Below are 25,648 nucleotides of genomic sequence, written 5' to 3' on the forward strand. Positions count from 1 at the left end.
GGGTCACCTTACCTGCGACGGGGGCGGGGCTCCCGCCGGGCCGGTTCTCGCGCGCGGGCGCCGGGTGGCAGGATTCGACGCATGTCAGACCAGCACTTCCCGCCGGCCGGCGGGACCGCCGCTCCGTACGACGCCCTCCTGCTGCTCTCCTTCGGGGGCCCCGAGGGACCCGACGACGTAGTGCCGTTCCTGGAGAACGTCACGCGCGGGCGCGGCATCCCACGGGAGCGGCTGAAGGAGGTCGGGCAGCACTACTTCGGCTTCGGCGGGGTCAGCCCGATCAACGCGCAGAACCGCGAGCTGCTGGACGCGCTGCGCAAGGACTTCGCCGAGCACGGGCTGGACCTGCCGGTGTACTGGGGCAACCGGAACTGGGCGCCGTACCTGACCGACGTGCTGCGGGAGATGGCCGCGGACGGCCGCCGCCGGATCGCGGTGCTCGCGACCAGCGCGTACGCGTCGTACTCGGGCTGCCGGCAGTACCGCGAGAACCTCGCCGACGCGCTGGCCGTGCTCGCCGAGGAGGGCGTGGCCGAACTGCCCCGGGTGGACAAGCTGCGCCACTACTTCAACCACCCCGGCTTCGTGCAGCCCATGATCGACGGCGTGCTCGCCTCGCTGGAGTCGCTGCCGGCCGCGGTCCGCGGCGGCGCGCACCTGGTCTTCACCACGCACTCCATCCCGACCGCGGCCGCCGACACCTCCGGCCCGGTCGAGGAGCACGGCGAGGGCGGGGCGTACGTCAAACAGCACCGTGACGTGGCACAGGTGATCGCGCACGCGGTGCGCGCCGAGACGGGCACGGAGCTGCCCTGGGAGCTGGTCTACCAGTCCCGCAGCGGCGCCCCGCACATCCCGTGGCTGGAGCCGGACATCTGCGACCACCTGGAGGCGCTGCACAGGGCGGGCGCCCCGGCGGCGGTGATGGTGCCGATCGGCTTCGTCTCGGACCACATGGAGGTCCTCTACGACCTCGACACGGAGGCGACGGCCAGGGCCGCGGAACTGGGCCTGCCGATCGCCCGGTCGGCGACGGTCGGAGCCGACCCCCGCTTCGCGGCGGCCGTACGCGACCTCGTGCTGGAGCGGGCCGCCACCGAGCGCGGCGAGGCCGTGGAGCGGTGCGCGCTGGGGCTGCTCGGAGCAAGCCATGACCTGTGCGCCGTGGGCTGCTGCCCGGCGCGGGCGCCCCGGCCGGCGGCCGCGGGCGCGGACAGTCCGTACGCGTAGAGAGCGGGACCGTGACCCCTGAAGACGTGATCACCCAGGAGCTGAAGGCCGAACTGCTGGAGGTGGGCCTGGAGGCCGCCCGGCAGGCCGGGGAACTGCTGCGCGACGGACGGCCGGCGGAACTGGCGGTGGCGTCCACGAAGAGCAGCCCGATCGACGTCGTGACCGAGATGGACATCGCGGCCGAGAAGCTGATCACCGGCATCCTCGCGGAGCGGCGGCCCGAGGACGGGCTGCTCGGCGAGGAGGGCGCCGACAGCGTGGGCACGAGCGGGGTGCGGTGGGTCGTCGACCCGCTGGACGGCACCGTGAACTACCTCTACGGCCTCCCGAGCTGGGGCGTGTCCATCGCGGCCGAGTACCGGGGCGAGAGCGTGGTCGGCGTCGTGGCGGCGCCGATGCGCGCAGAGACGTACCACGCGGTGCTCGGCGGCGGCGCGTGGCTGGGCACGGCCAGGCTGGCCTGCCGGGCGGCCGCGCCGCTGGACCAGGCGCTGATCGGGACCGGCTTCGGGTACGTCCAGACCCGGCGGGTGCGCCAGGCCGATGTCGTCCGGCGGATCATCCCGCTGGTGCGGGACATCCGGCGGGGCGGTTCGGCGGCGCTGGACCTGTGCGACGTGGCCGCCGGGCGCCTGGACGGGTACTACGAGCGCGGGCTGAACCCGTGGGACCTGGCGGCGGGCGACCTGATCGCCCGGGAGGCCGGGGCGCTGACCGGAGGGCGGCCGGGGGAGCGGGCCTCGGGCGAACTCACCGTGGCGGCGAGCCCGGCCGTGTTCGCCTCGCTCCAGCCGCTGCTGGAGGAAGCCGGAGCCTGGCACGACTGACGAGGCCGTGCGCCCCGGGCGCGCGCGGACGGACCCCGGCCGCCTGGAGTGGCGGCCGGGGTCCGGGGTACTGCGGGGGTGTGGGTACCGCTGACGGATCTTCAGTGCTGGTGAGGGTTCAGGTACTGCCGAGGGTTTCGGTACTGCTGGGGGTGTACTGCCGGGGCTCGGTGCCGGTCAGGCCGCGTTGACCGGCACGCCGTGTTCCGCGGCGAGGCGCTGGAGGTCTTCCAACTCGGCCTGCTCCACATCCGCGAGGTAGTCGTCGCCCGTCTCGCGGGCCTTGCTGAGGTCCGACTGCGTGGTCCTGATGCGCTGCAGGAGACCCGCGGTGAATGCGTCCATGGTGGGTGCGCCCCCTCTTCGTGGGTCGGCGGCGGGTGAGCACGTGGCAGTCCGCCGTCAGGGAGTGGTCGGGGTGTTCTGTCGTCCTCCCCGGCACCCCGGGCCCAGAAACCTCACGAGGCGAGGGAATCCTCAGTTGCCCTGCACGTACCCGTCCCGTCGGGGGCCCGCGTCACCCACAGCGGTGCCTTACAGCCGGTTTACGGCCGAAACCGGCAGGATGGACGCGCAATACACGTGTGCCCTTCTGGGCTCGAAGGAAGGAAACGACGTGCGCGTACTCGTCGTCGAGGACGAGCAACTGCTCGCCGATGCGGTGGCCACCGGCCTGCGCCGAGAGGCCATGGCCGTGGACGTCGTGTACGACGGCGCCGCCGCCCTGGAGCGCGTCGGGGTGAACGACTACGACGTGGTCGTGCTCGACCGGGACCTTCCGCTGGTGCACGGTGACGACGTCTGCCGGAAGATCGTCGAGCTGGGGATGCCCACGCGGGTGCTCATGCTGACCGCCTCCGGCGATGTGAGCGACCGGGTGGAGGGCCTGGAGCTCGGGGCCGACGACTACCTGCCCAAGCCCTTCGCCTTCAGCGAGCTGACCGCGCGCGTACGGGCCCTGGGCCGGCGTACGACCGTCGCGCTGCCGCCCGTGCTGGAGCGGGCGGGGATCAAGCTGGACCCGAACCGGCGCGAGGTGTTCCGCGAGGGCAAGGAGGTGCAGCTGGCTCCGAAGGAGTTCGCGGTACTGGAGGTGCTCATGCGCAGCGAGGGGACCGTGGTGTCCGCCGAGCAGCTGCTGGAGAAGGCCTGGGACGAGAACACCGACCCGTTCACCAATGTGGTCCGGGTGACCGTCATGACGCTGCGCCGCAAGCTCGGGGAGCCGCCCGTCATCGTGACCGTGCCCGGCTCCGGATACCGGATCTGACGCGGATGGCAGCCACCCCGCCACCACCACCGGCGCCACCGAAACCGACCTGGGACCCCGGCCAGCCCGAGGGTCCTTTCCCTTGGCTGCGGCCGACCATCCGGATACGGCTCACGCTGCTGTACGGCGGAATGTTCCTGATCGCGGGCATCCTGCTGCTGTCGATCATCTACCTGCTGGCCGCGCAGGCGCTGCGGGAGGGCAACGCGCTCCCGTTCAAGATCGTCGGCGGGCAGGAGGTGAAGGTGTCCAGCACCACCTGCCCCGGCGTCGTCGGTATCGACCAGTCGTTCGACCACTTCAACGCCGCGATCAGCCAGTGCATCCTCGAACAGCGCAGGCATGCCCTGGACGACCTGCTGAGCCGCTCGCTGATGGCTCTGCTGGGGCTGAGCATCATCGCCTTCGCCTTCGGCTACGCGATGGCAGGGCGGGTGCTCTCGCCGCTCGGCAAGATCACCCGGACCGCCCGCCGGGTGGTCGGCTCCGACCTGACCCGGCGGATCGAGCTGGACGGACCCGACGACGAGCTCAAGGAGCTCGCCGACACCTTCGACGAGATGCTCGACCGGCTGGAGCGGGCCTTCACGGCGCAGCAGCGCTTCGTGGCCAACGCCTCGCACGAGCTGAGGACCCCGCTCGCCATCAACCGGACGCTGCTGGAGGTGCACCTCTCGGATCCCGGTGCGCCGGTGGAGCTCCAGCAGCTCGGCAAGACGCTGCTGGCCACCAACGAACGCAGCGAGCAGCTGGTGGAGGGCCTGCTGCTGCTGGCCCGCAGCGACAACCAGATCGTCGAGCGCAAACCCGTGGACCTGGCGGAGGTCGCCTCGCGCGCCATCGACCAGGTGCGCGGTGAGGCTGCCGCGAAGGGCGTGAAGATCCGGGGCGAGCGCGCGCCGGCCGTGGTCCAGGGCAATGGCGTGCTGCTGGAGCGGATCGCCCTCAACCTGGTGCAGAACGCCGTCCGGTACAACGTGCCGGAGGGTGGCTGGGTGGAGGTCACGACCGAGCAGGAGCACGGCCAGGCGGTGCTCCTCGTATCGAACACGGGTCCTGTGGTTCCCGCGTACGAGGTGGACAACCTCTTCGAGCCCTTCAGGCGGCTGCGTACGGAGCGCACGGGCAGTGACAAGGGTGTGGGGCTCGGCCTCTCGATCGCGCGCTCTGTGGCGCGCGCACACGGCGGGCGCATCCTCGCGACCCCGCGCGAGGGCGGCGGCCTCGTGATGCGTGTCACGCTGCCCCTTTGATCCACCCGGGCGTCGTTCGCTGTGAGCGGAAGGGCTGGCGGGAGTGTGGGATGGTAGTTGTGTGATCGATCACATTGTCGAGTGTCGGGTCATGTGCGTTCAGTGACCCCAGGGCAGCCGGAAAGCCCGGGAAGTCCGGGTTTCCGGCACCCTCAATGGCGGGAAATACACGGGGTGGCGTTTGTGCAAGACGGCCCCCGGACCGTGTACGGTCCCGGTCGTCATCCCAGCCACAAGCTCCTTCGGGCGTGCGGCTGGGTGTCGATTGAGTAACAGACCTTGATGTGAGGCAAAATCTCCGCCTCAGGTCGGGCACAAGTCCGGCCTCTCGCGCGTTACGTGCGCTGAGACACCGCTAAATCCCAGAGGGGGAGAGCGAAAAAATGGCAACGGACTACGACACCCCACGCAAGACCGACGACGACGTCGACAACGACAGCATTGAGGAGCTGAAGGCCCGGCGCAGCGAGAAGTCGTCCTCGAGCGTCGACGTCGACGACTTCGACGGCGCCGAGAGCCTCGAACTGCCCGGTGCGGACCTTTCCAACGAGGAACTGGCCGTCCGGGTGCTGCCCAAGCAGGCCGATGAGTTCACCTGCATGAGCTGCTTCCTGGTCCACCACCGCAGCCAGCTGGCACGAGAGAAGAACGGCCAGCCGATCTGCCGCGACTGCGACTGAGGCCTCGGCCATGACAGGCTCGACGCCGTTTCGGAAGCGACGCTTCCGAAAGGCCGGCGGTCCGGCGGAGACGCAGGCGGCAGCCACGGGCCCGGAAACGGGCCCCGGGGCCTCCGGCGGCTCGGCCCTCGACACGACCGCCGCGTCCTCCGACACCGCCCCCGTGGCGGTGCCGTCGGCCACGTCGGCCGACGTGGACGTCCGGGGTAAACCCGGGAAGCGTCGGATGCAAGCCGTCAAGAACGGTGTGCGCCAGGGCGGCGCAAGCGCGAAGGCCGCCGCCCTGTACATCACCGACCGAATCATCGAGAACGCACCGCGCGTTCCGGTTCGGGACCTCGCGACACTGCGCGCGCAGTTCCCGGACCTCGGTCCCGATCAGCTTGCCGACAAGCTGATCGCCGGGGCCGCCAATGCCACGTCGACCGTCGGCGCGGGCATCGGCGCGGCGGCGATGCTGCCGGTTCCGCCCGCGATGCCGGCGGAGCTGGCCGCGGAGATCACCGCCGTCGCGGCGATCGAGCTGAAGCTCGTAGCCGAACTCCACGAGGTCTACGGACTGCGGGCGCCCGGCGCCCTGAGGGAGCGCAGCCTCGCCTACCTGTCGTCGTGGACGCAGGAGCGCGGGGTCGACCTGACCAAGCCCACGACGCTGAACGCGGCGCTGGGCGGTCAGATGAAGCGCGAACTGCGCCAGCAGATCATGAAGCGGATGTTCCGCAATCTGCCGAACCTGATGCCCTTCCTGGTCGGCGCCGCCGTGGGAGCGGTCATGAACCGCCGGGACACCAGGAAACTCGCCGAGAAGGTCCGTACGGACCTGCGGCGCCGCGCCGTGCCGTGGGATGCCCTGCCCGCGCTGCCGCCCCTGGAGCAGCCTTCCCAACCCCTTGACGGGGGCACCAGGGACGCGCTGGAGGGTCCGGGCTCGTCTCGATCAGGGCCGAAGCCTCAGGACTGAGGCCGAGCGTTCTTCGCCGCGCGGATCGCCGCGACCAGTGCCCGCGGTTCGCGCGTGGAGACGTAGACGTACGGGGTCGGGTCGTCCGGGTCGGTGATCTCGACGCGCACGGCCGTCGGCACGTAGCTGCGCATCAGCATGAAGGCACGGGTATCGGCCTTGTACGTGCGCCAGGCACGGGCCTCCTCCGCCTCCAGGATCTCGGGCTCGCCCAGCGCCGCCACCGGGATCCGAGCGTCGCCGACCGCCAGCGAACCGTTCACCACGCGCACGCGCGCGGAACCGTACGAACTCACCAGCATGCCCGTCAGCGCGGTGCCCCCGACCAGCCCGGCCAGCAGCGGCAGCGATCCCAGCGGCAGCAGCATCAGCGCGCAGGCGAGACCGGCCAGTACGGAGATGCCCCACCAGGAGCGGGGAGCGGACAGGCGTTCGTCGTGGTGCGCGGGGGAGAGCTGCATACCGGCAAGCCTGCCACGAGGCGACCCGCGGGTAGCCGCGCGGGTAAGGTCAGCGGCTGTGAGTGGACGAAACACAGCGTTGACACCCCCGGCCGATGCCGCCGCACCGGTCCGGCATCCCGACGCCCCGGCTCCCGGCGAACTCCTCGGCGCGCACTACGAACACTGTTTCGGCTGTGGCGAGGGTCAGTCGCACGGTCTCCACCTCCAGGCCCGCGCGGGCGAGGGCGTACGCGTCACCGCCGAGTTCACCGTCAAACCCGCTCATCAGGGTGCACCCGGCCTCGCCCACGGCGGCGTCCTGGCCACCGCGCTGGACGAGACGATCGGCTCGCTGAACTGGCTGCTGCGCGTCATCGCGGTCACCGGGCGGCTGGAGACCGACTTCGTACGGCCCGTGCCGGTGGGCACCGTCCTGCACCTGGAGGCCGAGGTCACCGCCGTCGCCGGGCGGAAGATCTACTCCACGGCGGTCGGCCGGATCGGTGGCCCCCGGGGCCCGGTCGCGCTGCGCGCCGACGCCCTGTTCATAGAAGTGAAGGTCGACCACTTCATCGACAACGGTCGTCCCGAGGAGATCCGGGCGGCGATGGCCGATCCGGACCAGGTCAGGCGTGCACGCGCCTTCGAGGTGAACCCGTGATGTCACATAACAATGTCCCGGTTGACGTACTGATCCGCCGAGTCGACCCCGAGGTGCCCCTGCCCGCCTACGGCCACCCCGGCGACGCCGGCTGCGATCTGGTGACCACCGTGGCCGCTGAACTGGAGCCCGGCGAGCGGGCCGTACTTCCCACCGGCGTCTCCATCGCGCTGCCCGACGGGTACGCCGCCTTCGTGCACCCGCGCTCGGGCCTGGCCGCGCGCTGCGGGCTCGCGCTCGTGAATGCCCCGGGGACGGTGGATGCCGGGTACCGTGGGGAGATCAAGGTGATCGTGGTCAATCTCGACCCGCGCGAGAGCGTCAGGTTCGAGCGTTTCGACCGCATTGCCCAGCTGGTTGTCCAGCGGGTCGAGAAGGTGCGCTTCCACGAGGTGGCGGAGCTTCCCGGCTCGGCCCGGGCCGAGGGAGGCTTCGGCTCCACCGGCGGTCATGCGGCCGTGGCCGGATCCGGCGCTGGTCAGCAGGGTGGGAATGGCTACGCTTCGGTCGTAACCGACCGGGAAGGACAGTGACGTGTTCGGACGTCGCAAGAAGAACGACTCCGTCAAGGACGGCGGCGCGGCCGAGCAGGTCGACGGCGTGCGCGCCGATGAGCCGGCCGACGCCGACGAGCTCGACTCGGTCAAGCCGCGCAGGCTGAACCTGCCGCCGGCCCCGCGGCCCGACGGCCCGTGGGACGTCTCCGAAGTGCTCGGCAACCCGGCCGACGGCCGGGTCGACCTGGGCGGCATCCTCGTACCCGGTGTCGAGGGCATGGAGCTGCGCGTCGAGGTCGCGGGTGACGCGATCGTGGCCGCGACCGTGGTCCTCGGGGACAGCGCCGTACAGCTGCAGGCCTTCGCCGCGCCCAAGAAGGAGGGCATCTGGGGCGAGGTCCGTGACGAGATCGCCTCGGGCATCACCCAGCAGGGCGGCATCATCGACGAGGTCCAGGGCCCGCTGGGCTGGGAGCTGCGCGCGCAGGTGCCCGTACCGCTGCCCGACGGCCAGACCGGCGCCCAGCTGGTGCGCTTCGTCGGCGTCGACGGCCCGCGCTGGTTCCTGCGCGGGGTCATCTCCGGCCAGGGCGCGGTGCGTCCCGAGTCGGCCGGCGTGCTGGAGCAGATCTTCCGGGACACGGTCGTCGTGCGCGGTGACGGGCCGATGGCCCCGCGTGACCCGATCGTCCTGAAGCTGCCGAACGACGCCCAGATGGTGCCGGACGGTGTGCAGACGGCCGAGGAGGCGGAGGGCTCGCGCTTCTCCGGCGGAATGGGCCAGCTGCAGCGCGGCCCGGAGACCACCGAGGTCCGCTGAACCACGGCTGGCTTCGCTTCACGTACTGATGTTTTCGGCCGGTGGGCCCCGCTCCTTCGGGGCGGGGCCCACCGGCCTTTCCACGGGGGCCCGGGGCGGCGGGCGCCGGCCGCGTCAGGGATGCGTCAGGGATCGGCCCCCTGCCGTCCATCGGTGCGTGAACAGCGGGAACGTCCCCGAGAATGAGCGCATGGGACGCGGCAGGCTAAGGATCCATCTCGGCGCGGCACCCGGAGTGGGCAAGACGTACGCCATGCTCTCGGAAGGCCACCGCCGGGTGGAACGGGGCGGCGACTGTGTCGTCGGCTTCGTCGAACACCACGGGCGGCCGCGCACCGAGGTCATGCTGCACGGCCTGGAACAGGTGCCGCGCAAGGAGCTGACCTACCGGGGCGCCGCCTTCACGGAGATGGACGTGGACGCGCTCCTCGCCCGCCGCCCCGCCGTGGCGCTGGTGGACGAACTCGCGCACACCAACGTGCCCGGCTCGCGCAACGCGAAGCGCTGGCAGGACGTCGAGGAACTGCTGCGAGCCGGCATCGACGTCGTGTCCACCGTCAACATCCAGCACCTGGAGTCGCTCGGGGACGTGGTCGAGTCGATCACCGGGGTGCGGCAGCGGGAGACCGTGCCGGACGAGGTGGTCCGGCGGGCCGACCAGATCGAGCTCGTTGACATGTCACCGCACGCGCTGCGACGTCGCATGGCACACGGCAACATATACAAGGCCGACAAGGTCGACGCGGCCCTGTCCCACTACTTCCGTCCCGGCAACCTCACCGCGCTGCGCGAGCTGGCGCTGCTGTGGGTGGCCGACCGGGCCGACGAGTACCTCCAGCAGTACCGGGGCGAGCACGACATCCGCTCGACCTGGCAGGCGCGCGAGCGGATCGTCGTAGGCCTCACCGGCGGGCCGGAGGGGCGCACGCTGATCCGCCGCGCCTCGCGGATGGCGGCCAAGGGCTCCGGCAGCGAGATCCTGGCCGTCTACATAGCCCGGAGCGACGGGCTGACCTCCGCCTCGCCGAAGGAGCTCGCGGGCCAGCGGACCCTGGTCGAGGACCTCGGCGGAACGTTTCACCATGTCATCGGCGACAACATCCCCGAAGCGCTCCTCGCCTTCGCCCGCGGGGTCAACGCCACCCAGATCGTGCTCGGCTCCAGTCGCCGCAAGGCCTGGCAGTACGTCCTGGGGCCGGGCGTCGGGGCGAGCGTGGCCCGCGACTCGGGGCCCGACCTCGACGTCCACATCGTCACGCACGAGGAGGTCGCCAAGGGACGCGGCCTGCCGGTGGTCCGCACCGCGGCCGGGCTCGGGCGGCCCCGGACCGTCGCCGGCTGGGTCGTGGGAACGCTCTTCCCGCTGCTGCTGTGCCTGCTGCTCACGCACATCGACGTGGAACCCGGGCTCGCCGTCGACATGCTGCTCTTCCTGGCGCTGACGGTCGCGGCCGCGCTGCTGGGCGGGCTGTGGCCGGCCCTCGCCTCCGCCGCCGTCGGTTCACTGCTGCTGAACTGGTTCTTCACCCCTCCCGTACGCACCTGGACCATCGCCGATCCCAGGAACATCGTCGCCATCGCCGTCTTCCTGGGCGTGGCGGTCTCGGTGGCCTCCGTGGTGGACCTGGCCGCCCGGCGCACCCAGCAGGCAGCGCGGCTGCGCGCCGAGTCCGAGATCCTCTCCTTCCTGGCCGGCAGCGTGCTGCGCGGGGAGACCGCGCTGGACGCGCTGCTGGAACGGGTGCGCGAGACCTTCGCCATGGAATCGGTGGCCCTGCTGGAGCGCGAGAGCGACGTCGAGCCCTGGGAGCAGGCCGGCAGCGTCGGCCCGAGCCCGGTCGCGCGGCCCGAGGACGCGGATGTGGACATGCCCATCGGCGACCACATGGCGCTCGCCCTGTCCGGGCGGGTACTGCCCGCCGAGGACCGCCGGGTGCTCGGGGCCTTCGCCGCCCAGGCCGCCGTGGTGCTGGACCGCCAGCGGCTGGTGGGGGAGGCCGAGGAGGCCCGGCGGCTGGCCGAGGGCAACCGGATCCGGACCGCGCTGCTGGCCGCCGTCAGCCATGACCTGCGTACGCCGCTGGCCTCCATCAAGGCGTCCGTCAGCTCCTTGCGCTCCGACGACGTGGAGTGGTCCGAGGAGGACCGGGCGGAGCTGCTCGAAGGGATCGAGGACGGCGCGGACCGGCTCGACCACCTCGTGGGCAACCTGCTGGACATGTCCCGGCTCCAGACCGGCACCGTGACCCCGCTGATCCGGCAGATCGACCTCGACGAGGTGGTCCCGATGGCGCTGGGCGGCGTACCGGAGGACAGCGTGCTGCTGGACGTGCCGGAGACGCTGCCGATGGTCGCCGTGGACCCGGGGCTGCTGGAGCGGACCGTGGCCAACGTGGTGGAGAACGCTGTGAAGTACAGCCCGCCCGGGGAGCCGGTGCTGGTTGCGGCCAGCTTCCTCGGCGACCGGGTCGAGGTGCGGGTCGTGGACCGCGGGCGCGGGGTGCCGGACGAGGCCAAGGACCGGATCTTCGCGCCCTTCCAGCGGTACGGGGACGCCCCGCGCGGGGCGGGGGTGGGCCTGGGGCTCGCGGTGGCCCGGGGCTTCGCCGAGGCCATGGACGGCACGCTGACGGCCGAGGACACCCCTGGGGGCGGGCTGACCATGGTGCTCACGCTGCGTGCGGTGACACGCGATCGTGCACTTTCACATGTGACGGTGGACCCCACCACCGCACATCACACCGAAGACCGCGCAGAAGACCACGCCGGACGACAGAAAGCAGGACCCCAATGACCCGGGTGCTCGTGGTGGACGACGAGCCGCAGATCGTCCGAGCCCTCGTGATCAACCTCAAGGCGCGCAAGTACGAGGTCGACGCGGCCGCCGACGGCGCGGGCGCCCTGGAGCTCGCCGCGGCCCGCCACCCCGACGTGGTCGTCCTCGACCTCGGCCTGCCCGACATGGACGGGGTGGAGGTGATCAAGGGCCTGCGCGGCTGGACCCGGGTGCCGATCCTGGTGCTCTCCGCCCGCCACAGCTCCGACGAGAAGGTCGAGGCCCTGGACGCGGGCGCCGACGACTACGTCACCAAGCCCTTCGGCATGGATGAACTCCTGGCCCGGCTCCGCGCGGCGGTCCGCCGGGCCGAGCCCGCAGCCGCGGCCGGCGGGGACGAGGTGATCGTGGAGACCGACGGCTTCACGGTGGACCTGGCGGCCAAGAAGGCGGTGCGCGCGGGGCGCGACGTACGCCTGACCCCCACCGAGTGGCACCTGCTGGAGGTGCTGGTGCGGGGCGCCGGCAAGCTGGTCAGCCAGAAGCAGCTCCTCCAGGAGGTCTGGGGGCCCTCGTACGGCACGGAGACCAACTATCTGCGCGTCTACATGGCACAGCTGCGCCGCAAGCTGGAGGCGGATCCCTCGCACCCCCGGCACTTCATCACCGAACCGGGCATGGGATACCGCTTCGAGAGGTAGCGGGGGCGCCGGTACGCTTCCTGTATGAGTGCTGAACCGCGTCCCGAGAAGCCCGCGAAACCGGCCAGGCCGGCGGGCCGGTTCCGCCGGATGATAGAGCGGCTTTCCACCTCCCAGGAGGATCTGCATTCGGCTGAGCTGCAGGAGGACGCAGAAGCCGCGGGGTGCCTGCGGATCTGCGACTGCCACGACCGCCAGATAGTCAAGGTGACCGGCACCCTGCGTACGGTCACCCTGCGGCCGAGGGCGGGCGTACCCGCCCTGGAGGCGGAGCTGTTCGACGGCTCCGCCGCACTGGACGTGGTGTGGCTCGGACGTCGCTCGATCGTGGGAATCGAGCCCGGGAGGCGCGTGATCGCCTCCGGGCGGATCTCGATGAGTCATGGGCGCCGGGTGCTCTTCAACCCGAAGTACGAACTGCGACCGCTCGGACAGGAGCAGTAACCGGTGACGTCACTCGACAAACCGACCACGCCGGCCACGCCGGAACCCGCGGCGGAGGACGACCAGAAGGCCGTGACCCAGGCGGCGCTCTTCGATGCCTTCGGCGGCATCCGGGGCACCGTGGAGACGATGGTCCCCGGCCTCCTCTTCGTGATGATCTACACCATCAACAGGGACGTGAAACTGTCCGCCATCTCGGCGGGCGCGGTCGCGGTCCTGCTGGTGATCGTGCGGCTGCTGCGCAAGGACACGGTCAAGCACGCCTTCAGCGGCGTCTTCGGCGTCGGTGTGGGCGTGGCCTTCGCCCTCTTCACGGGCACCGCCAAGGGCTTCTACCTGCCCGGCATGATCTACGGCGCCGGGCTGGGCGTGGCGTTCACGGTCTCCGCGCTGGTGGGCTTCCCGCTGCTCGGCGTGATGCTGGGGCCGGTGTTCAAGGAGAACCTCTCCTGGCGCACCCGCAACCCCGGCCGCAAGAAGGCGTACACGAAGGCCAGTCTGGCCTGGGGGATCATCTTCCTCGCCAAGTACGCGATCCTCTTCCCGCTGTACTGGTGGGGTGACGCGACGCAGCTCGGCTGGGTCCTGATCGCGCTGAAGCTGCCGCCGATGGTGCTGGCGGTGTACTTCACGTGGCTCTTCCTGGCGAAGGCGCCGCCGCCGATCGATGTGATCGCGGAGTGGGAGGCCAAAGACGCTGCCGCTCGGGAGCGGGGGGCCTGAGCCGCCGCCGTACGCGGCGTTCCGCGGATGAAGAAAGGGCGGGGACGACCACAGGTCGTCCCCGCCCTTTCCGCATCGCGGGTGCGGCGCCGTTGCCGGGGGCTCTGCCCCCGGGCCCCTGCGCCTCAACCCCCCAGACTCCGTCCGGGGATACCCCCTGGCGGGGCGGGAAATGCTAGCCGCGGGCCTGGAGGAGGTCTTCCAGTTGTTGTTCGCGGGCCTGGGCGGCCACGAAGAGGAGTTCGTCGCCGGGCTCCAGGGTTTCCTCGCCGTGCGGGGTGAGGACCCGGTTGCCGCGGATGATCGTGACGAGCGAGGTGTCCTCGGGCCAGGTGATCTCGCTGATCTGGGTCCCCGCGACCGAGGAGTCGGGCGGCAGGGTCAGCTCGACGAGGTTGGCGTCGCCGTGGCTGAAGCGCAGCAGCCGCACCAGGTCGCCGACGCTGACGGCCTCCTCGACCAGGGCCGACATCAGGCGCGGCGTGGAGACCGCGACGTCGACGCCCCAGGACTCGTTGAACAGCCACTCGTTCTTCGGGTTGTTGACCCGCGCGACGACCCGGGGGACCCCGTACTCGGTCTTGGCGAGGAGGGAGACGACCAGGTTGACCTTGTCGTCGCCGGTCGCGGCGATGACCACGTTGCAGCGCTGGAGCGCCGCCTCGTCGAGCGAGGTGATCTCGCAGGCGTCGGCCAGCAGCCACTCGGCCTGCGGCACCCGCTCCACCGAGATGGCGGTCGGCGCCTTGTCGACCAGGAGCACCTCGTGGCCGTTCTCCAGCAGTTCGCCCGCGATGGAGCGTCCCACGGCGCCGGCTCCGGCGATCGCGACTCTCATGCGTGTGCCTCCTCAGGCCCTTCGGCGAAGGCCGCCTCGACCTTGTCGATCTCGTCCGTGCGCATCATCACGTGGACGAGGTCGCCCTCCTGGAGGACGGTCGCCGACGTGGGCAGCATGGCCTCCCCCAGGCGGGTGAGGAACGCGACACGCACCCCGGTCTCGTCCTGGAGCTTGCTGACTTTGTGCCCGACCCAGGCGGTGGAGGTGTGCACCTCGGCGAGCTGCACACCGCCGCTCGGGTCGCGCCACAGCGGCTCCGCGCCCGAGGGCAGCAGCCGGCGCAGCATCTGGTCGGCGGTCCACCGTACGGTCGCGACGGTGGGGATGCCGAGCCGCTGGTAGACCTCGGCGCGCTTGGGGTCATAGATGCGGGCGGCGACGTTCTCGATGCCGAACATCTCGCGGGCCACGCGGGCGGCGATGATGTTGGAATTGTCACCGCTGCTGACCGCGGCGAAGGCTCCCGCGTCCTCGATCCCCGCCTCCCGCAGGGTGTCCTGGTCGAAGCCGACGCCGGTCACGCGGCGCCCGCCGAACGATGCCCCGAGACGGCGGAACGCGGTGGGGTCCTGGTCGACGACCGCGACCGTATGCCCCTGCTGCTCCAGGGTCTGGGCGAGGGCGGAACCCACTCTTCCGCAGCCCATGATGACGATGTGCACGGCCGTCCTTCCGGCTGACAGCGGCTCGCTGGTTTCCAGCCTCATTGCATGCTCTGGCTAATCAGGGTCTCAGACCATGGCCCAAGCTACACACGGGCGGTCACGAGCGTGACCTTTTGGGGCCCAGGTAGGGGCTCATTACCCGGGAAAGGGCCAGGGGGGTTCGTCAGCCGCATATCGAACGCTTACGATCCTCTGCGTGTCCAAACTGACCGACGTGCCCAAACGGATCCTGATCGGCCGGGCGCTTCGCAGCGACCGCCTCGGGGAAACGCTCCTGCCGAAGCGGATCGCGCTACCCGTCTTCGCATCCGACCCGCTCTCCTCGGTGGCATATGCCCCGGGGGAGGTTCTGTTGGTCCTGTCGATCGCGGGTGTGTCGGCGTACCAGTTCAGCCCCTGGATCGCGGTCGCGGTCGTCGTGCTGATGTTCACGGTGGTGGCCTCGTACCGCCAGAACGTCCACGCCTATCCCAGTGGCGGCGGTGACTACGAAGTCGCCAACACCAACCTCGGGCCCAAGGCCGGTCTCACCGTCGCGAGTGCCCTGCTCGTCGACTACGTGCTGACCGTCGCCGTGTCCATTTCCTCCGGCGTCGAGAACCTCGGCTCCGCCGTCGATTTCGTCATCGAGCACAAAGTGCTCTCGGCGATCGTCATGATCCTGCTCCTCACGCTGATGAACCTGCGCGGAGTGAAGGAGTCCGGAAAGCTCTTCGCCATTCCGACGTACGTCTTCGTCGCCACCGTCTTCGCCATGATCGCCTGGGGCGCCTGGCGCGGCCTCGTCCTCGACGACACCATGCAGGCGCGGACCGCCGACCTGGAGATCAAGGCCGAGCACGAGGGGCTGGCCGGTTTCGCGCTGGTCTTCCTGCTGCTGCGCGCCTTCTCGTCCGGCTGCGCCGCCCTGACCGGCGTCGAGGCGATCAGCAACGGCGTCCCCGCCTTCCGCAAGCCCAAGAGCAAGAACGCCGCCACCACCCTCGCCTACATGGGCGGCCTGGCCGTCACGATGTTCTGCGGAATCATCGGCCTGGCCATGGCCACCGACGTGAAGATGGCCGAGAAGCCCGCCCAGGACCTGCTGGCGAACGGTGTTCCGGTCGGCCCCGAATACGTCCAGAACCCGGTGATCTCCCAGGTCGCCGAGGCCGTCTTCGGGCACGGCAGCATCCTGTTCATCGTGCTGGCCACCGCCACCGCGCTGGTCCTGTTCCTGGCCGCCAACACCGCGTACAACGGCTTCCCGTTGCTCGGCTCGATCCTCGCCCAGGACCGTTACCTGCCGCGCCAGCTGCACACCCGCGGCGACCGGCTCGCCTTCTCCAACGGCATCGTGCTCCTCGCGGGCGCCGCCATACTGCTCGTCTGGGTCTACGACGCCGACTCGACGAAGCTGATCCAGCTGTACATCGTCGGAGTCTTCGTCTCCTTCACGCTGAGCCAGATCGGCATGGTCCGGCACTGGAACCGCCACCTGCGGTCGGAACGGGACAAGGCCGCGCGCCGGCGGATGCACCGCTCCCGGGCGATCAACACCTTCGGAGCCTTCTTCACGGGCATGGTGCTGGTGGTCGTCCTCGCCACCAAGTTCACCCACGGTGCCTGGGTCGCCCTGCTCGGCATGCTGATCTTCTACGGCACGATGAGCGCCATCCGGAAGCACTACGACCGCGTCGCCACCGAGATCGCCGCCGCCGAGGGCCCGAGCGACGACAGCGTGCGCCCCTCCCGCGTCCACTCCATCGTCCTGGTCTCCAAGGTCCACAAGCCCACGCTGCGCGCCCTGGCCTTCGCCAAGCTGACGCGCTCGGACACCCTGGAGGCGCTCAGCATCAGCGTCGACCCCGTGGAGACCAAGGCGCTGCGGACCGAGTGGGAGCGGCGCGAGATCAACGTCCCGCTGAAGATCCTCGACTCGCCCTACCGCGAGATCACCCGGCCCGTGGTCGAGTACGTCAAGGGGCTGCGCAGCGAGAACCCGCGCGACGCCGTCAGCGTCTACATCCCCGAGTACGTCGTCGGCCGCTGGTACGAGCACCTGCTGCACAACCAGAGCGCGCTGCGGCTCAAGGGCCGGCTGCTGTTCACGCCTGGTGTGATGGTCACCTCCGTGCCCTACCAGCTGGAATCCTCGGAGATCGCCAAGAAGCGGGCCAAGAAGCGGCAGGAGTGGAACGCCCCGGGCGCGGTGCGCCGGGGACCGGTGAACACGTCGCGTCCGAAGGACCCGGCGGCGAAGTAGGGCGGGCAGGCCCTGTCCGGTTGGCGAACGGCCGGACGAGATCCACGTAAACTGGTGGGTCGGTCGTCCGGCCGTTTCTTTTATTCATGACCCTTGGAGTCTCCCCACCATGACCGAGCAGAACGAGAAGCAGTCATTGGTCGGGGAGGAGTACGAGGTCGAGGTCGGTCCCGTCGCGCACGGCGGCCACTGCATCGCCCGGACCGCCGAGGGCCGGGTCCTCTTCGTCCGCCACACCCTGCCCGGCGAGAAGATCATCGCGAAGGTCACCGAAGGTGACGCCGACTCCCGCTTCCTGCGCGCCGACGCCATCACGGTGCTCGAGGCCTCCAAGGACCGCATCGAGGCGCCGTGCCCGTACGCCGGCCCCGGCAAGTGCGGCGGCTGCGACTGGCAGCACGCCAAGCCGGGCGCCCAGCGCCGGCTCAAGGGCGAGGTCGTCGCCGAGCAGCTGAAGCGGCTCGCCGGCCTCACCCCGGAAGAGGCCGGCTGGGACGGCACCGTCATGCCGGCCGAGGGCGACAAGCTCCCGGCCGGGCAGGTCCCGCAGTGGCGCACCCGGGTCCAGTACGCCATCGACGAGGACGGCACCGTGGGCCTGCGCAAGCACCGCTCCCACGAGATCCAGCCGATCGACCACTGCATGATCGCCGCCGAGGGCGTCTCCGAGCTCGGCATCGAGAAGCAGGACTGGCCGCAGATGGAGACCGTCGAGGCCATCGCCGCCTCCGGCTCCGGCGACCGCCAGGTCGTCCTCACCCCGCGCCCCGGCGGCCGCCTGCCGCTGGTGGAGCTGGACAAGCCCGTCTCGGTCCTGCGCGTCGAGGAGAAGGACGGCGGGGTCCACCGCGTCCACGGCCGCCCCTTCGTCCGCGAGCGCGCGGACGGCCGTACGTACCGCGTGGGCATGGGCGGCTTCTGGCAGGTCCACCCGCAGGCCGCCGACACGCTGATCAAGGCGGTCATGCAGGGCCTGATGCCGCGCAAGGGCGAGATGGCCCTCGACCTCTACTGCGGCGTGGGCATCTTCGCGGGCGCACTGGCGGAGCGGCTCGGGGACACGGGCGCGGTGCTCGGCATCGAGTCGACGAAGCGCGCGGTCGAGGACGCCCGGCACAACCTGGCCGACATGCCGCGCGTGCGGATCGAGCAGGGCAAGGTCGAGCAGATCCTGCCCAAGACCGGGATCACCGAGTGCGACCTGGTCGTCCTCGACCCCCCGCGCGCGGGCGCCGGCAAGCAGACGGTCCGCCACATCGCGGGCCTCTCGCCCCGCCGCATCGCCTACGTCGCCTGCGACCCGGCGGCCCTGGCGCGCGACCTGGGCTACTTCAAGGAGAACGGCTACAAGGTCCGCACGCTGCGCGTGTTCGACCTGTTCCCGATGACGCACCACGTGGAGTGCGTGGCGATCCTGGAGCCCGTCAAGAATGATGCCTGACCTGCGGGTCAGGGCAGTGTGCGTGATGTGCGCCGCGGGCGTTGCGCGCGAATCTTGACGCAGCGCAGGTCAGACCAGGCATCAGGCCTGCCTCCGGAGGCCTGGCATGGCGAAGTCTTGACTGTTCGCTGCCATGGGTGGCCAACATCCATGGCAGCGGTAACACTAGGAAATCGCACCTCTGACGCTGGGCTGCGATGGTGAAGTGGGCAGGGCCGTTTCGCCGGCGGTTTGGTGCAGGTACGCCCGGGCCCGGCGCCGACTGCACTGGCACAGGTCTCGGGGATCTTCCCGACCGGCCGGCCCGTGGCCACGCGGATGGGCCCAGCTGCTCCGGGGAGAGCAGCGTGAGGGACGGCCCACTGTCAACGGCCCACGGAACGGTCCTCCATGGGGATCAAACCCGATGGTCCTTCCTCGATGCTGTTTCTGGCGATGAGGGCCTCGACGTCTTGGTCGAAGGCAGCCCGAATGTCAGCCCCCACACGCAGCCACCCGAAGAACCGCGCTGTTTCTCTGGCGAGTTCATCGCGTCGCAGTCCAGGAGACTCGGAGAGAATGCCCAGGAGGGCCACTTGTCGCTCGGCGGGGGGAACGTGCAGGACCTTCTTGCGCTCGAGGTCCGCACTCGGCGTACGAGCCGTTGTCACCTCGCGCTCCGGCGTGTTCCATGCCGTTCCCGCCCGAACCGCCAAGTTCTTCCCGCGCAGCCGCACTAGTGCCTTACGGACACTGGCCTGCACGATTTGACCTGCGCGATCGAGACCCCAGGCTTCTCGCACCCTGCCGATCAGCACTTCCTCCTCAATGGGCCCCTCGACCGAGATGATGTGACGCGCCAATTCCGCCAGCAGACCGATGGCTTCGGGTTCGCGCAGATCGATGTCGCCGAGCCCCGTCTGCATGCCCAGGACACGGCGAAGCTCGTACAACTCCCCGAGCCGCACCGCGCGGTAGGGCCGGCTCCACTCCGAGCGGTCCGACTCCTCGACGGGAACGATCACGACCTCTGCCGTCACTGGAACGGATACCGCGACCGGCTCCGGTCCCGCGGCCGGTGCGTGAGGATCGACGGCGCAGGCGGCCTCGACCGCTTCGCGGAGCCGCCGCTGCGCGTCCTTGCGGTTGCGGTACCAGTCCGTTCCCCAGATCCGGTGCAGGTTCCACCCCAGGCCGCGCAGCATCTCCTCCCGCAGCCGGTCACGGTCACGGGCCGCGCGTGAGGAGTGGTACATCGCGCCGTCGCACTCGATTCCGAGCGCGTACGAGCCCGGAGCGCCCGGGTGCCGGACCGCCATGTCGATCCGGAAGCCCGCCACGCCCACTTGGGGCTGCACGTCGTAGCCCCAGCTGCGCAAGACGTCGATCACGTCCTCCTCGAACGGGCTTTCCGGCGCGGCGTCCGCTTCCGGTGCTGTCGTGGCCAGCACCGCCGGGCCCTGCTCCGCGTACTGCAAATAGCGCTTGAGATGCTGGACGCTCTTGTTCGGGCTGTCCGCCAGGTCGGCGCCGTAGAAGGACGCCACGACCTCCACCCGGTGACGGGCCCGGGTCACGGCCACGTTCAGCCGCCGCCAGCCGCCCTCGCGGTTGATCGGACCGAACGTGGCGCGCAGTTTGCCCTGCGCGTCGGGTCCGTAACCGACCGACAGGATGATCACGTCACGTTCGTCACCCTGCACCGTCTCCAGGTTCTTCACGAAGAAGCCGCCCAGGCGGTCCTCCGTGAAGTGCGGGTCGAGGTCGGGTCGGGCCTTGCGTGCCTTGGCGACGGCGTCCTCGACGGCCTCCGCCTGCGCTTTGGAGAGTGTGACGATCCCCAGGGTCAGATGAGACCGCGTCGAGAAGTGGTGGATGACCCGCTCGGCCACCATCTCGGCCTCGCGGACGTTGTCGCGCCGGTTGCTGCGGTCGTACACGCCGTCGGCCTTGTAGAAGGCGACCCCCACGTCGTGGCCGTCGATGACCGCGCCCGGGAAGACCACCATGGCGTCGTCGTAGAACTCGTGGTTGCTGAAGGCGATCAAGTTCTCGTGGCGGCTCCGGTAGTGCCAGCGCAGTGACAGCTCACGCAGCACCCCGCTGGCCTTGCAGGCGTCCAGGATCGACTCGAAGGAGTCGGGCACCTCCTCGTCCCACTCGTCGTCATCGTCGGAGTCGCCACCGGCGCTGAAGAACGACGTGGGCGGGAGCTGGCGCGGGTCGCCCGCCACGATCAGGGCGTCACCGCGATAGACGGCGTTCACGGCGTCCTGCGGAAGGACCTGGGAAGCCTCGTCGAAGATCACGACATCGAAGTGGAAGTCCGGCGGCAGGAACTGGCTGACCGTCAGCGGGCTCATCATGAAGCACGGCTTGAGCCGCTGTACGACGTCCCGTGTCTCATCGAGGAGCCGCCGCACGGGCTTGTGCCGTCGCTGCAGTTTCGCCTGGCGGCTCAGGATGGCGGCCTGTCCCGTCGTCGCCCTACGGGGGCGTCGCGTGTTGCAGGCGGCGATCACCGCCGCGTGGGCGGCCTGCACCAGCCCACGGTCCAGTCGGCGGTACCGCTCCACCAACTGGTCCCGGTCGGTGGCCCGCACCACCGAGAGACGGCTGTCGGTTGCCAGTTGGTGCTCCACCCAGGCGCGCAGCACGGTGCGCTCCACGGCCACGGGGAAGAGCGATGCCGGCACCTCACGGTCCGCCAGTTGCGCCGGCAGCTCCTCCAGACCGTAGCCGCTCAACACCGCGCGGGCCTCGGCGGAGCGGAGCCAGGCGTCCGGGCCGTACGGATCGTCGGCCATGCGGTCGAGGAGTGCCCGGGCGGAAGGGAACGCGGTCGCCAGCTCGGCACGGACCTCTGCCGCCCGGGTCGGCGCGAACTGCCCGATGAGCACCTGCGACCGCTCCAGCCAGTCGCGGTTACGGCGCTCCACCGAGGAGTCGGGCGCCGCGTGCAGCAGCAGGCGTGCGGCCTCAGGCGTCAGGGGAGCCGCCGTGCCGGTCGCGGAAGCGCAACGCCTGGCGCCGAGAGCCCAGTCCAGAGCGCTGTGGACGGTCTCCCGGGAGGTGTGGATCGCTTCGTACAGGTCACCGAGCAGGCGGCGGTGCTCCACCTCGGCGCTCAGGAAGTCCTCCTCGGTGGCGCGCGCCGCCACCACGGCTGCCACGGAGGAGCGGGCGCCGCCCAGTGACAGCCAGGCGGTACCCCCCTGCGAGGAGCCTGTCGTACGGGTCACTGAGTGGATCAAGGAGGTGGCCTCGTCGAGCGGTTCGAGGTGTGCGCGCAGCCAGGCGGCGCCCTCGCGGAGGGAACGAGCACGCAGACCGGGGCCGGCAGGGGCCGCGGGGGGAGAGTTCGTGAAGGTCTCCCAGTCGGCGCAGCCGGCGCGTAGACGGGCGGCCGTCGCGAGCAGGCCCGGGACGGCGGGCCGTCCGGAACAGAGCACGTGGACGATGCCGCTCCGCCGCGCCGGGTCCGCCAGAACCGGTCCGACCAACCGGTGGGCGTCGGATGCGGCGGCCAGCGCCGTGGCCAGGGCGGCGGTGCGAGGCCGGCCGTCCGAGGCGTACTCGCCCAGGAGCTCGACGGCTTTCGAAGCATCACGGTCCGTCCCGGGCTCGCTGTCCGCGGCCCGAAGCCGCACCGCCCGGCGCAGCAGTACCTCCTCCACCGTTGTACTGCCGCCGGAGTCAGGCCGGTTGTCGAGACGAGTGTCCAGGCCCTCGTACCAGGCGCACAGCAGTTCCCGGTCGTCAGCTTCCCTCGCCGCGAACGCCGCGTCCTCCCGCTGCGCCGCGTGAGCCACGGCAACGGCCGTGCGTGCCGAGGCGAGGGTGTGCCCCGTTCCCTCGGTGAACTCCCGACGGCCGACGGACTGGACGGTGTCGATGATCCGTACGGTGTCTTCCAGCGCCGGCCCATGTGCGTGCAGCCACGCTGAGGCCGCCGCCGGTCCGAGGTGGTCCAGAGCCGCTTCGTGCTCGCGCAGTCGCGGCTCCCGCAGCGCGGACGCCCACGTGCTCAGATCGTCTCGCAGCCGCGTGCCCCACTCGAGGAGCGCGGCGTCGGAGATGGATCCATGGGCCAGTTGCGCGGCCAGACGACGGCGACGGACCGGGTCGGCCACCACGGCTGTGCCGAGCCGGTGGGCCTCCTCAGCCTGGTGCAGTGCGCCGTCCAGCGCGTCGAGGTCGGGCAGGTCCTCGCCGGCGTAGGCCGCGAGCAGTTTCCCGTACTCGGTCACAGCGGCCCGTACGGCCTGGTGTGCCTGCTGCCAGAGCGCGGCCTTGGCCATCTCCTCCCGCAGACCGCTGTGCCAGGACCCGCCGGTGCTGATCCCGCCGACGAGCTTGCGGTCAGCCCGGACCTGGAAAGACAGACCCGCCGCGAAGCGCCGGCCGTTCTCCGAGAGACGGCGCACCGCGTCGGTCAGGCCAACGGTCCCGGGCGTCTCGGGGCCGAACGTGTCCTGCGCCTCCGTCCTGGCTTTCGCGAGGACGTTCATGAGGCGGTGCAGTTCGATCACGGCCTGGCGTGCCCGAGGAAGAACCACCGGATCGAACCAGGCTTCGGGAGCCCGATGGGCGCTGGTCGCCAGCGTGGCCAGACCGGTCACGGACCGCGTTTCGCAGAGGGTGCCAGGCGGCTCGCATCCCAGCACATCCGCTGCGTCCACCGCGCACTTCGCGGCGCCCTCCAGCATGTGGGCAAGGGTGCTCCAGCGGCGGGCGAGGGATGCGGCCTCCTCCCGCCCGAGGACGGTGAGATCGGCACCGGGCGGTTCCAAAGTGACGAGCGCCAGCTCCGCGGCCTGCGGCTGTCGGGGCAGATGGGACGGCATGTCCGCCCAGCAGGGCCCTGCGTATTCGTGCGCGGTCGCCCGCGCCGCGACCGTTCGGTCCCGGCGGATCTCGAACTCTCCCACAGCATCCGCCACGAGGGTGAGGGCCGCCTGCTGCGCCGCGGCGAAGCCCTTCGGGTCGCCCCACGCCTCCAGCGGGCGATGCGGGAGAGCGGAGAGGTCCACCAGATCGCACAAGGCCGTTGCCTCGGCCAGCGATCCCGGTTCGTCGACCCCCAGGATCCGGGTGAGCTCGCGGGCCGAGGCATCCGCGCTCCCCAGCAGGTCGACTGTCCTTTTGAAGTCCCGGCAGAGGTCGTCCGTCTCGCGCTCGGTCAGCCCCGCCAGATCCAGTCCCTGGGGCTCGAGGGCAGCCAGAGCCCGCTCCGCCGCGGGTCGCTCGGCGCGAAGGCGTGGGGACAGCTCCTGCCAGCGGTCACCCACCAGGTCCTGCGCGGACCGCTGGGCACGCCGTACGCGACGCAACGCGTCGAGGAAGGACTCGACCGGATCGGTCACGGAGTGCGCGACGTCGACGTCGGTGAGCCACCACTCGGGCACGGGTAGACGTTCATCCAGCAGGCGCAGTAGCCGGACGAGCCGGTCGACCTGGTGCGATGTCGTGAACTGCGCGCCGTCCGTGTTGAGCGCGTCGTAGCCGTCGAGGGCGGACAGGAGCCCGCTCAGGGCTGTGCGTGCCTCCTCGAGCGCGGGGCCGGGATGGGGGAGGTCCGTGCGGAGCCCGCGCCACGGAAAGGCCGGGTCGGCCACTGCCTGCCAGGCACCACCGATGGCATGGGCGGCCTTGAGTACGTTCTCCAGGTTGGCCGCGGAGAGAGCGGAAGCGTCGAATCGCCGAGACGTGCCGTCACCGGCGGCCAGGTAGGCGACAGGTGCGTCGTCGAGCTTGCCCACCTGTCCGAGGACATCGTGCAGCGTGCGGCCCATGGGCTGACGCACTTCGTTCATCGCGGTGGCGTAAGCGGACAGCGCTTCGCGGTCGAGGCGTGCCTGGGCCCTCTCCTGGTCGTCGAGCCCGCTCGCCTGCGGCTGCTCGGCGAGCGCGCGGCCCAGTTCCTGCGCCACGGCCTTGCGGCTTGTGTTGCGGCTGTGGAGGGCGAAGGCGTAGGAGTCGAGTCCCACGGACTGCAAGCGCTGCAGTACGACGTCCAGCGCGGCAGCCTTCTCACTGACGAACAGCACACTGCGGCCGGCGTGCATCAGCCCGGCGATGATGTTGGTGATGGTCTGGCTCTTGCCCGTCCCCGGAGGGCCGTCGAGCACGAAGGACCGCCCCGCCACAGCCGCCGCGACGGCCTGCCGCTGCGAGGTGTCCGCGTCCAGGACCAAAGGCGCGTCTTCCGGAGGGGCCAGCTCGTCCACCCGCTCGGACGGTACCTCCTCGAAGTCGAAGCGGTCGGAGGCGAGGGCGTCGCCGGGGCCCACCGCCACCGCGCGTACCAGGTCGCTCGCGAGGAGCCGGTCCTCGTTTTCGAGCAGGTCCCGGTACATGGACTCCTTGTGCGAGGCGAAGAGCGCCATGACGGCTCGCTCCTCCACGTCCCATTGGGACTTGCCGGCGACGGCCTTGCGTACGGCCTCCACCACGGCGGTCACGTCACGGCAGTCGGTCTCAGCGACAGGCGCCCAGTCGATGCCGAACTGCTCCAGCTTGATGGGCAGTGCGGGATTGAGCTGTGGGTCCTCGTCGTCGTTCGCCTGGAGGAGCACCTGCCCGGTGGGCGTCCGTACGAGTTCCACAGGAATGAGAATCAGCGGTGCCTGACTGCTGGTCGCAGCTCCGTCCTCACGCCAGTGGAGGACGCCGACGCCCAGGTGAAGGGTCCATAGACCGTAGTCGTTGAACACCTGTGTCGCTTTTGAACGCAGGGAGCGCAGCGCCCGCTGCAAGGCAGGAGCCGTGGTCTTCTGCGTGACGATGTCGCCCTCACCGGGCGGAGGGCACACCGGCTCCTCTCCCTCCGCCGGTACTTCGTCCGGGAGCGAGGCGAAGTACAACGCGCGGTTTTCCAGCATGCTCACCAGGACCGACGGTGAGGGGGCCGAAATCTCCAGCGTCGAGGTGCGGGTGTGCCTGAAGTTCAACAGACGGTTACGTCCGCTGAGATCCACAAGTGACGTACGCCAATCCGCGAGGATGGCCTTGAGGCGTTCCAGATCGCTGCCGCCCCCGAAGGTACCCGGATCGGTCGTCACAGTTGTCCCCGCTCTCGCTTCGCACCACTCGGGCCCGAAGGAGAAGAGCACGTAGCTCTCCTCGGGGTACGGCGACACGGGCAGGCCCGGCATCCTCCGACTGATCCCCGGTGTGACATGTTCG

Annotated in this window: 20 protein-coding genes; 15 read left to right on the forward strand and 5 right to left on the reverse strand. The window is 70.6% G+C overall.

What is annotated here, in order from left to right:
- Nucleotides 1–81: 81 nt before the first annotated feature.
- Entirely contained in the window at nt 82–1,230 is a 1,149-nt protein-coding gene (locus tag ACWDYJ_RS02860) for a ferrochelatase (RefSeq protein WP_451563659.1), read from the forward strand.
- An 11-nt stretch (nt 1,231–1,241) separates the two neighbouring features.
- Complete coding sequence (locus tag ACWDYJ_RS02865; protein WP_451563660.1) at nt 1,242–2,060, forward strand: inositol monophosphatase family protein; 819 nt, start codon at nt 1,242–1,244, stop codon at nt 2,058–2,060.
- 177 nt (nt 2,061–2,237) lie between these two features.
- On the opposite strand, the gene ACWDYJ_RS02870 is transcribed toward ACWDYJ_RS02865, so the two are convergent.
- Nucleotides 2,238–2,405, reverse strand: a complete 168-nt coding sequence (locus ACWDYJ_RS02870; RefSeq protein ID WP_451563661.1) for a hypothetical protein — start codon at nt 2,403–2,405, stop codon at nt 2,238–2,240.
- 271 nt (nt 2,406–2,676) lie between these two features.
- On the opposite strand from ACWDYJ_RS02870, the gene ACWDYJ_RS02875 reads away from it, so the two are divergent.
- From ACWDYJ_RS02875 to ACWDYJ_RS02890, 4 genes are all read left to right on the forward strand, one after another.
- Nucleotides 2,677–3,330, forward strand: a complete 654-nt coding sequence (locus ACWDYJ_RS02875) for a response regulator transcription factor (protein WP_243631034.1) — start codon at nt 2,677–2,679, stop codon at nt 3,328–3,330.
- Between the two features lie 5 nt (nt 3,331–3,335).
- A complete protein-coding gene (locus tag ACWDYJ_RS02880) occupies nt 3,336–4,583 on the forward strand; it encodes a sensor histidine kinase (RefSeq protein ID WP_451563662.1) in 1,248 nt (415 codons plus the stop codon).
- 383 nt (nt 4,584–4,966) lie between these two features.
- Entirely contained in the window at nt 4,967–5,263 is a 297-nt protein-coding gene (locus tag ACWDYJ_RS02885; protein ID WP_249768165.1) for a DUF4193 domain-containing protein, read from the forward strand.
- Between the two features lie 10 nt (nt 5,264–5,273).
- Nucleotides 5,274–6,224: a hypothetical protein gene (locus tag ACWDYJ_RS02890; RefSeq protein ID WP_451563663.1), complete on the forward strand. Its 951-nt coding sequence runs from the start codon at nt 5,274–5,276 to the stop codon at nt 6,222–6,224.
- On the opposite strand, the gene ACWDYJ_RS02895 is transcribed toward ACWDYJ_RS02890, so the two are convergent.
- Nucleotides 6,215–6,685, reverse strand: coding sequence for a DUF3093 domain-containing protein (locus ACWDYJ_RS02895; protein WP_451563664.1), 471 nt, complete (start codon nt 6,683–6,685; stop codon nt 6,215–6,217). The genes ACWDYJ_RS02890 and ACWDYJ_RS02895 overlap by 10 nt on opposite strands.
- Before the next feature lie 58 nt (nt 6,686–6,743).
- Here ACWDYJ_RS02895 and ACWDYJ_RS02900 point away from each other — a divergent pair, with 58 nt between their 5' ends.
- The 7 genes from ACWDYJ_RS02900 (at nt 6,744) to ACWDYJ_RS02930 (ending at nt 13,289) form a co-directional block, all read left to right on the forward strand.
- Nucleotides 6,744–7,328 (forward strand): PaaI family thioesterase, encoded by a 585-nt coding sequence (locus ACWDYJ_RS02900; protein WP_451563665.1) that lies wholly within the window; start codon nt 6,744–6,746, stop codon nt 7,326–7,328.
- Nucleotides 7,328–7,861 (forward strand): dUTP diphosphatase, encoded by a 534-nt coding sequence (gene dut / locus ACWDYJ_RS02905; RefSeq protein ID WP_451563666.1) that lies wholly within the window; start codon nt 7,328–7,330, stop codon nt 7,859–7,861. Before ACWDYJ_RS02900 ends, dut begins: the two co-directional genes overlap by 1 nt.
- Nucleotide 7,862: 1 nt before the next feature.
- The gene (locus tag ACWDYJ_RS02910) at nt 7,863–8,645 is read left to right on the forward strand and encodes a DUF3710 domain-containing protein (RefSeq protein WP_451563667.1); all 783 of its coding nucleotides are present in this window, start codon (nt 7,863–7,865) and stop codon (nt 8,643–8,645) included.
- Nucleotides 8,646–8,835: 190 nt separating this feature from the next.
- Nucleotides 8,836–11,439 (forward strand): DUF4118 domain-containing protein, encoded by a 2,604-nt coding sequence (locus ACWDYJ_RS02915; protein WP_451563668.1) that lies wholly within the window; start codon nt 8,836–8,838, stop codon nt 11,437–11,439.
- Entirely contained in the window at nt 11,436–12,122 is a 687-nt protein-coding gene (locus ACWDYJ_RS02920; protein WP_451563669.1) for a response regulator, read from the forward strand. Before ACWDYJ_RS02915 ends, ACWDYJ_RS02920 begins: the two co-directional genes overlap by 4 nt.
- A gap of 24 nt (nt 12,123–12,146) precedes the next feature.
- Complete coding sequence (locus ACWDYJ_RS02925) at nt 12,147–12,566, forward strand: OB-fold nucleic acid binding domain-containing protein (RefSeq protein ID WP_451563670.1); 420 nt, start codon at nt 12,147–12,149, stop codon at nt 12,564–12,566.
- A gap of 3 nt (nt 12,567–12,569) precedes the next feature.
- Nucleotides 12,570–13,289: a DUF3159 domain-containing protein gene (locus ACWDYJ_RS02930; protein WP_451563671.1), complete on the forward strand. Its 720-nt coding sequence runs from the start codon at nt 12,570–12,572 to the stop codon at nt 13,287–13,289.
- Between the two features lie 175 nt (nt 13,290–13,464).
- Here ACWDYJ_RS02930 and ACWDYJ_RS02935 read toward each other — a convergent pair whose 3' ends face one another.
- Complete coding sequence (locus ACWDYJ_RS02935; RefSeq protein ID WP_451563672.1) at nt 13,465–14,127, reverse strand: potassium channel family protein; 663 nt, start codon at nt 14,125–14,127, stop codon at nt 13,465–13,467.
- The gene (locus ACWDYJ_RS02940; protein ID WP_451563673.1) at nt 14,124–14,792 is read right to left on the reverse strand and encodes a potassium channel family protein; all 669 of its coding nucleotides are present in this window, start codon (nt 14,790–14,792) and stop codon (nt 14,124–14,126) included. The genes ACWDYJ_RS02935 and ACWDYJ_RS02940 overlap by 4 nt, the downstream gene beginning before the upstream one ends.
- A 199-nt stretch (nt 14,793–14,991) precedes the next feature.
- Between ACWDYJ_RS02940 and ACWDYJ_RS02945 the strand changes: the two genes are divergently transcribed.
- Nucleotides 14,992–17,040, forward strand: coding sequence for an APC family permease (locus ACWDYJ_RS02945; protein WP_451563674.1), 2,049 nt, complete (start codon nt 14,992–14,994; stop codon nt 17,038–17,040).
- 109 nt (nt 17,041–17,149) lie between these two features.
- A complete protein-coding gene (locus tag ACWDYJ_RS02950; protein ID WP_451563675.1) occupies nt 17,150–18,481 on the forward strand; it encodes a class I SAM-dependent RNA methyltransferase in 1,332 nt (443 codons plus the stop codon).
- A gap of 365 nt (nt 18,482–18,846) precedes the next feature.
- On the opposite strand, the gene ACWDYJ_RS02955 is transcribed toward ACWDYJ_RS02950, so the two are convergent.
- The gene (locus tag ACWDYJ_RS02955; RefSeq protein WP_451563749.1) at nt 18,847–25,575 is read right to left on the reverse strand and encodes a DUF3320 domain-containing protein; all 6,729 of its coding nucleotides are present in this window, start codon (nt 25,573–25,575) and stop codon (nt 18,847–18,849) included.
- Nucleotides 25,576–25,648: the final 73 nt, after the last annotated feature.

It is taken from the genome of Streptomyces sp. NPDC003042, from assembly GCF_053591315.1.

Bases quoted from the DNA above. Each gene is read 5' to 3' on its own strand.
- ACWDYJ_RS02935 (WP_451563672.1), bottom strand. From the start codon at position 14,127: ATGAGAGTCGCGATCGCCGGAGCCGGCGCCGTGGGACGCTCCATCGCG.
- ACWDYJ_RS02880 (WP_451563662.1), top strand. From the start codon at position 3,336: ATGGCAGCCACCCCGCCACCACCACCGGCGCCACCGAAACCGACCTGG.
- ACWDYJ_RS02895 (WP_451563664.1), bottom strand. From the start codon at position 6,685: ATGCAGCTCTCCCCCGCGCACCACGACGAACGCCTGTCCGCTCCCCGC.
- ACWDYJ_RS02870 (WP_451563661.1), bottom strand. From the start codon at position 2,405: ATGGACGCATTCACCGCGGGTCTCCTGCAGCGCATCAGGACCACGCAG.
- ACWDYJ_RS02885 (WP_249768165.1), top strand. From the start codon at position 4,967: ATGGCAACGGACTACGACACCCCACGCAAGACCGACGACGACGTCGAC.
- ACWDYJ_RS02860 (WP_451563659.1), top strand. From the start codon at position 82: ATGTCAGACCAGCACTTCCCGCCGGCCGGCGGGACCGCCGCTCCGTAC.
- ACWDYJ_RS02920 (WP_451563669.1), top strand. From the start codon at position 11,436: ATGACCCGGGTGCTCGTGGTGGACGACGAGCCGCAGATCGTCCGAGCC.
- ACWDYJ_RS02890 (WP_451563663.1), top strand. From the start codon at position 5,274: ATGACAGGCTCGACGCCGTTTCGGAAGCGACGCTTCCGAAAGGCCGGC.
- ACWDYJ_RS02950 (WP_451563675.1), top strand. From the start codon at position 17,150: ATGACCGAGCAGAACGAGAAGCAGTCATTGGTCGGGGAGGAGTACGAG.
- dut (WP_451563666.1), top strand. From the start codon at position 7,328: ATGTCACATAACAATGTCCCGGTTGACGTACTGATCCGCCGAGTCGAC.
- ACWDYJ_RS02915 (WP_451563668.1), top strand. From the start codon at position 8,836: ATGGGACGCGGCAGGCTAAGGATCCATCTCGGCGCGGCACCCGGAGTG.
- ACWDYJ_RS02925 (WP_451563670.1), top strand. From the start codon at position 12,147: ATGAGTGCTGAACCGCGTCCCGAGAAGCCCGCGAAACCGGCCAGGCCG.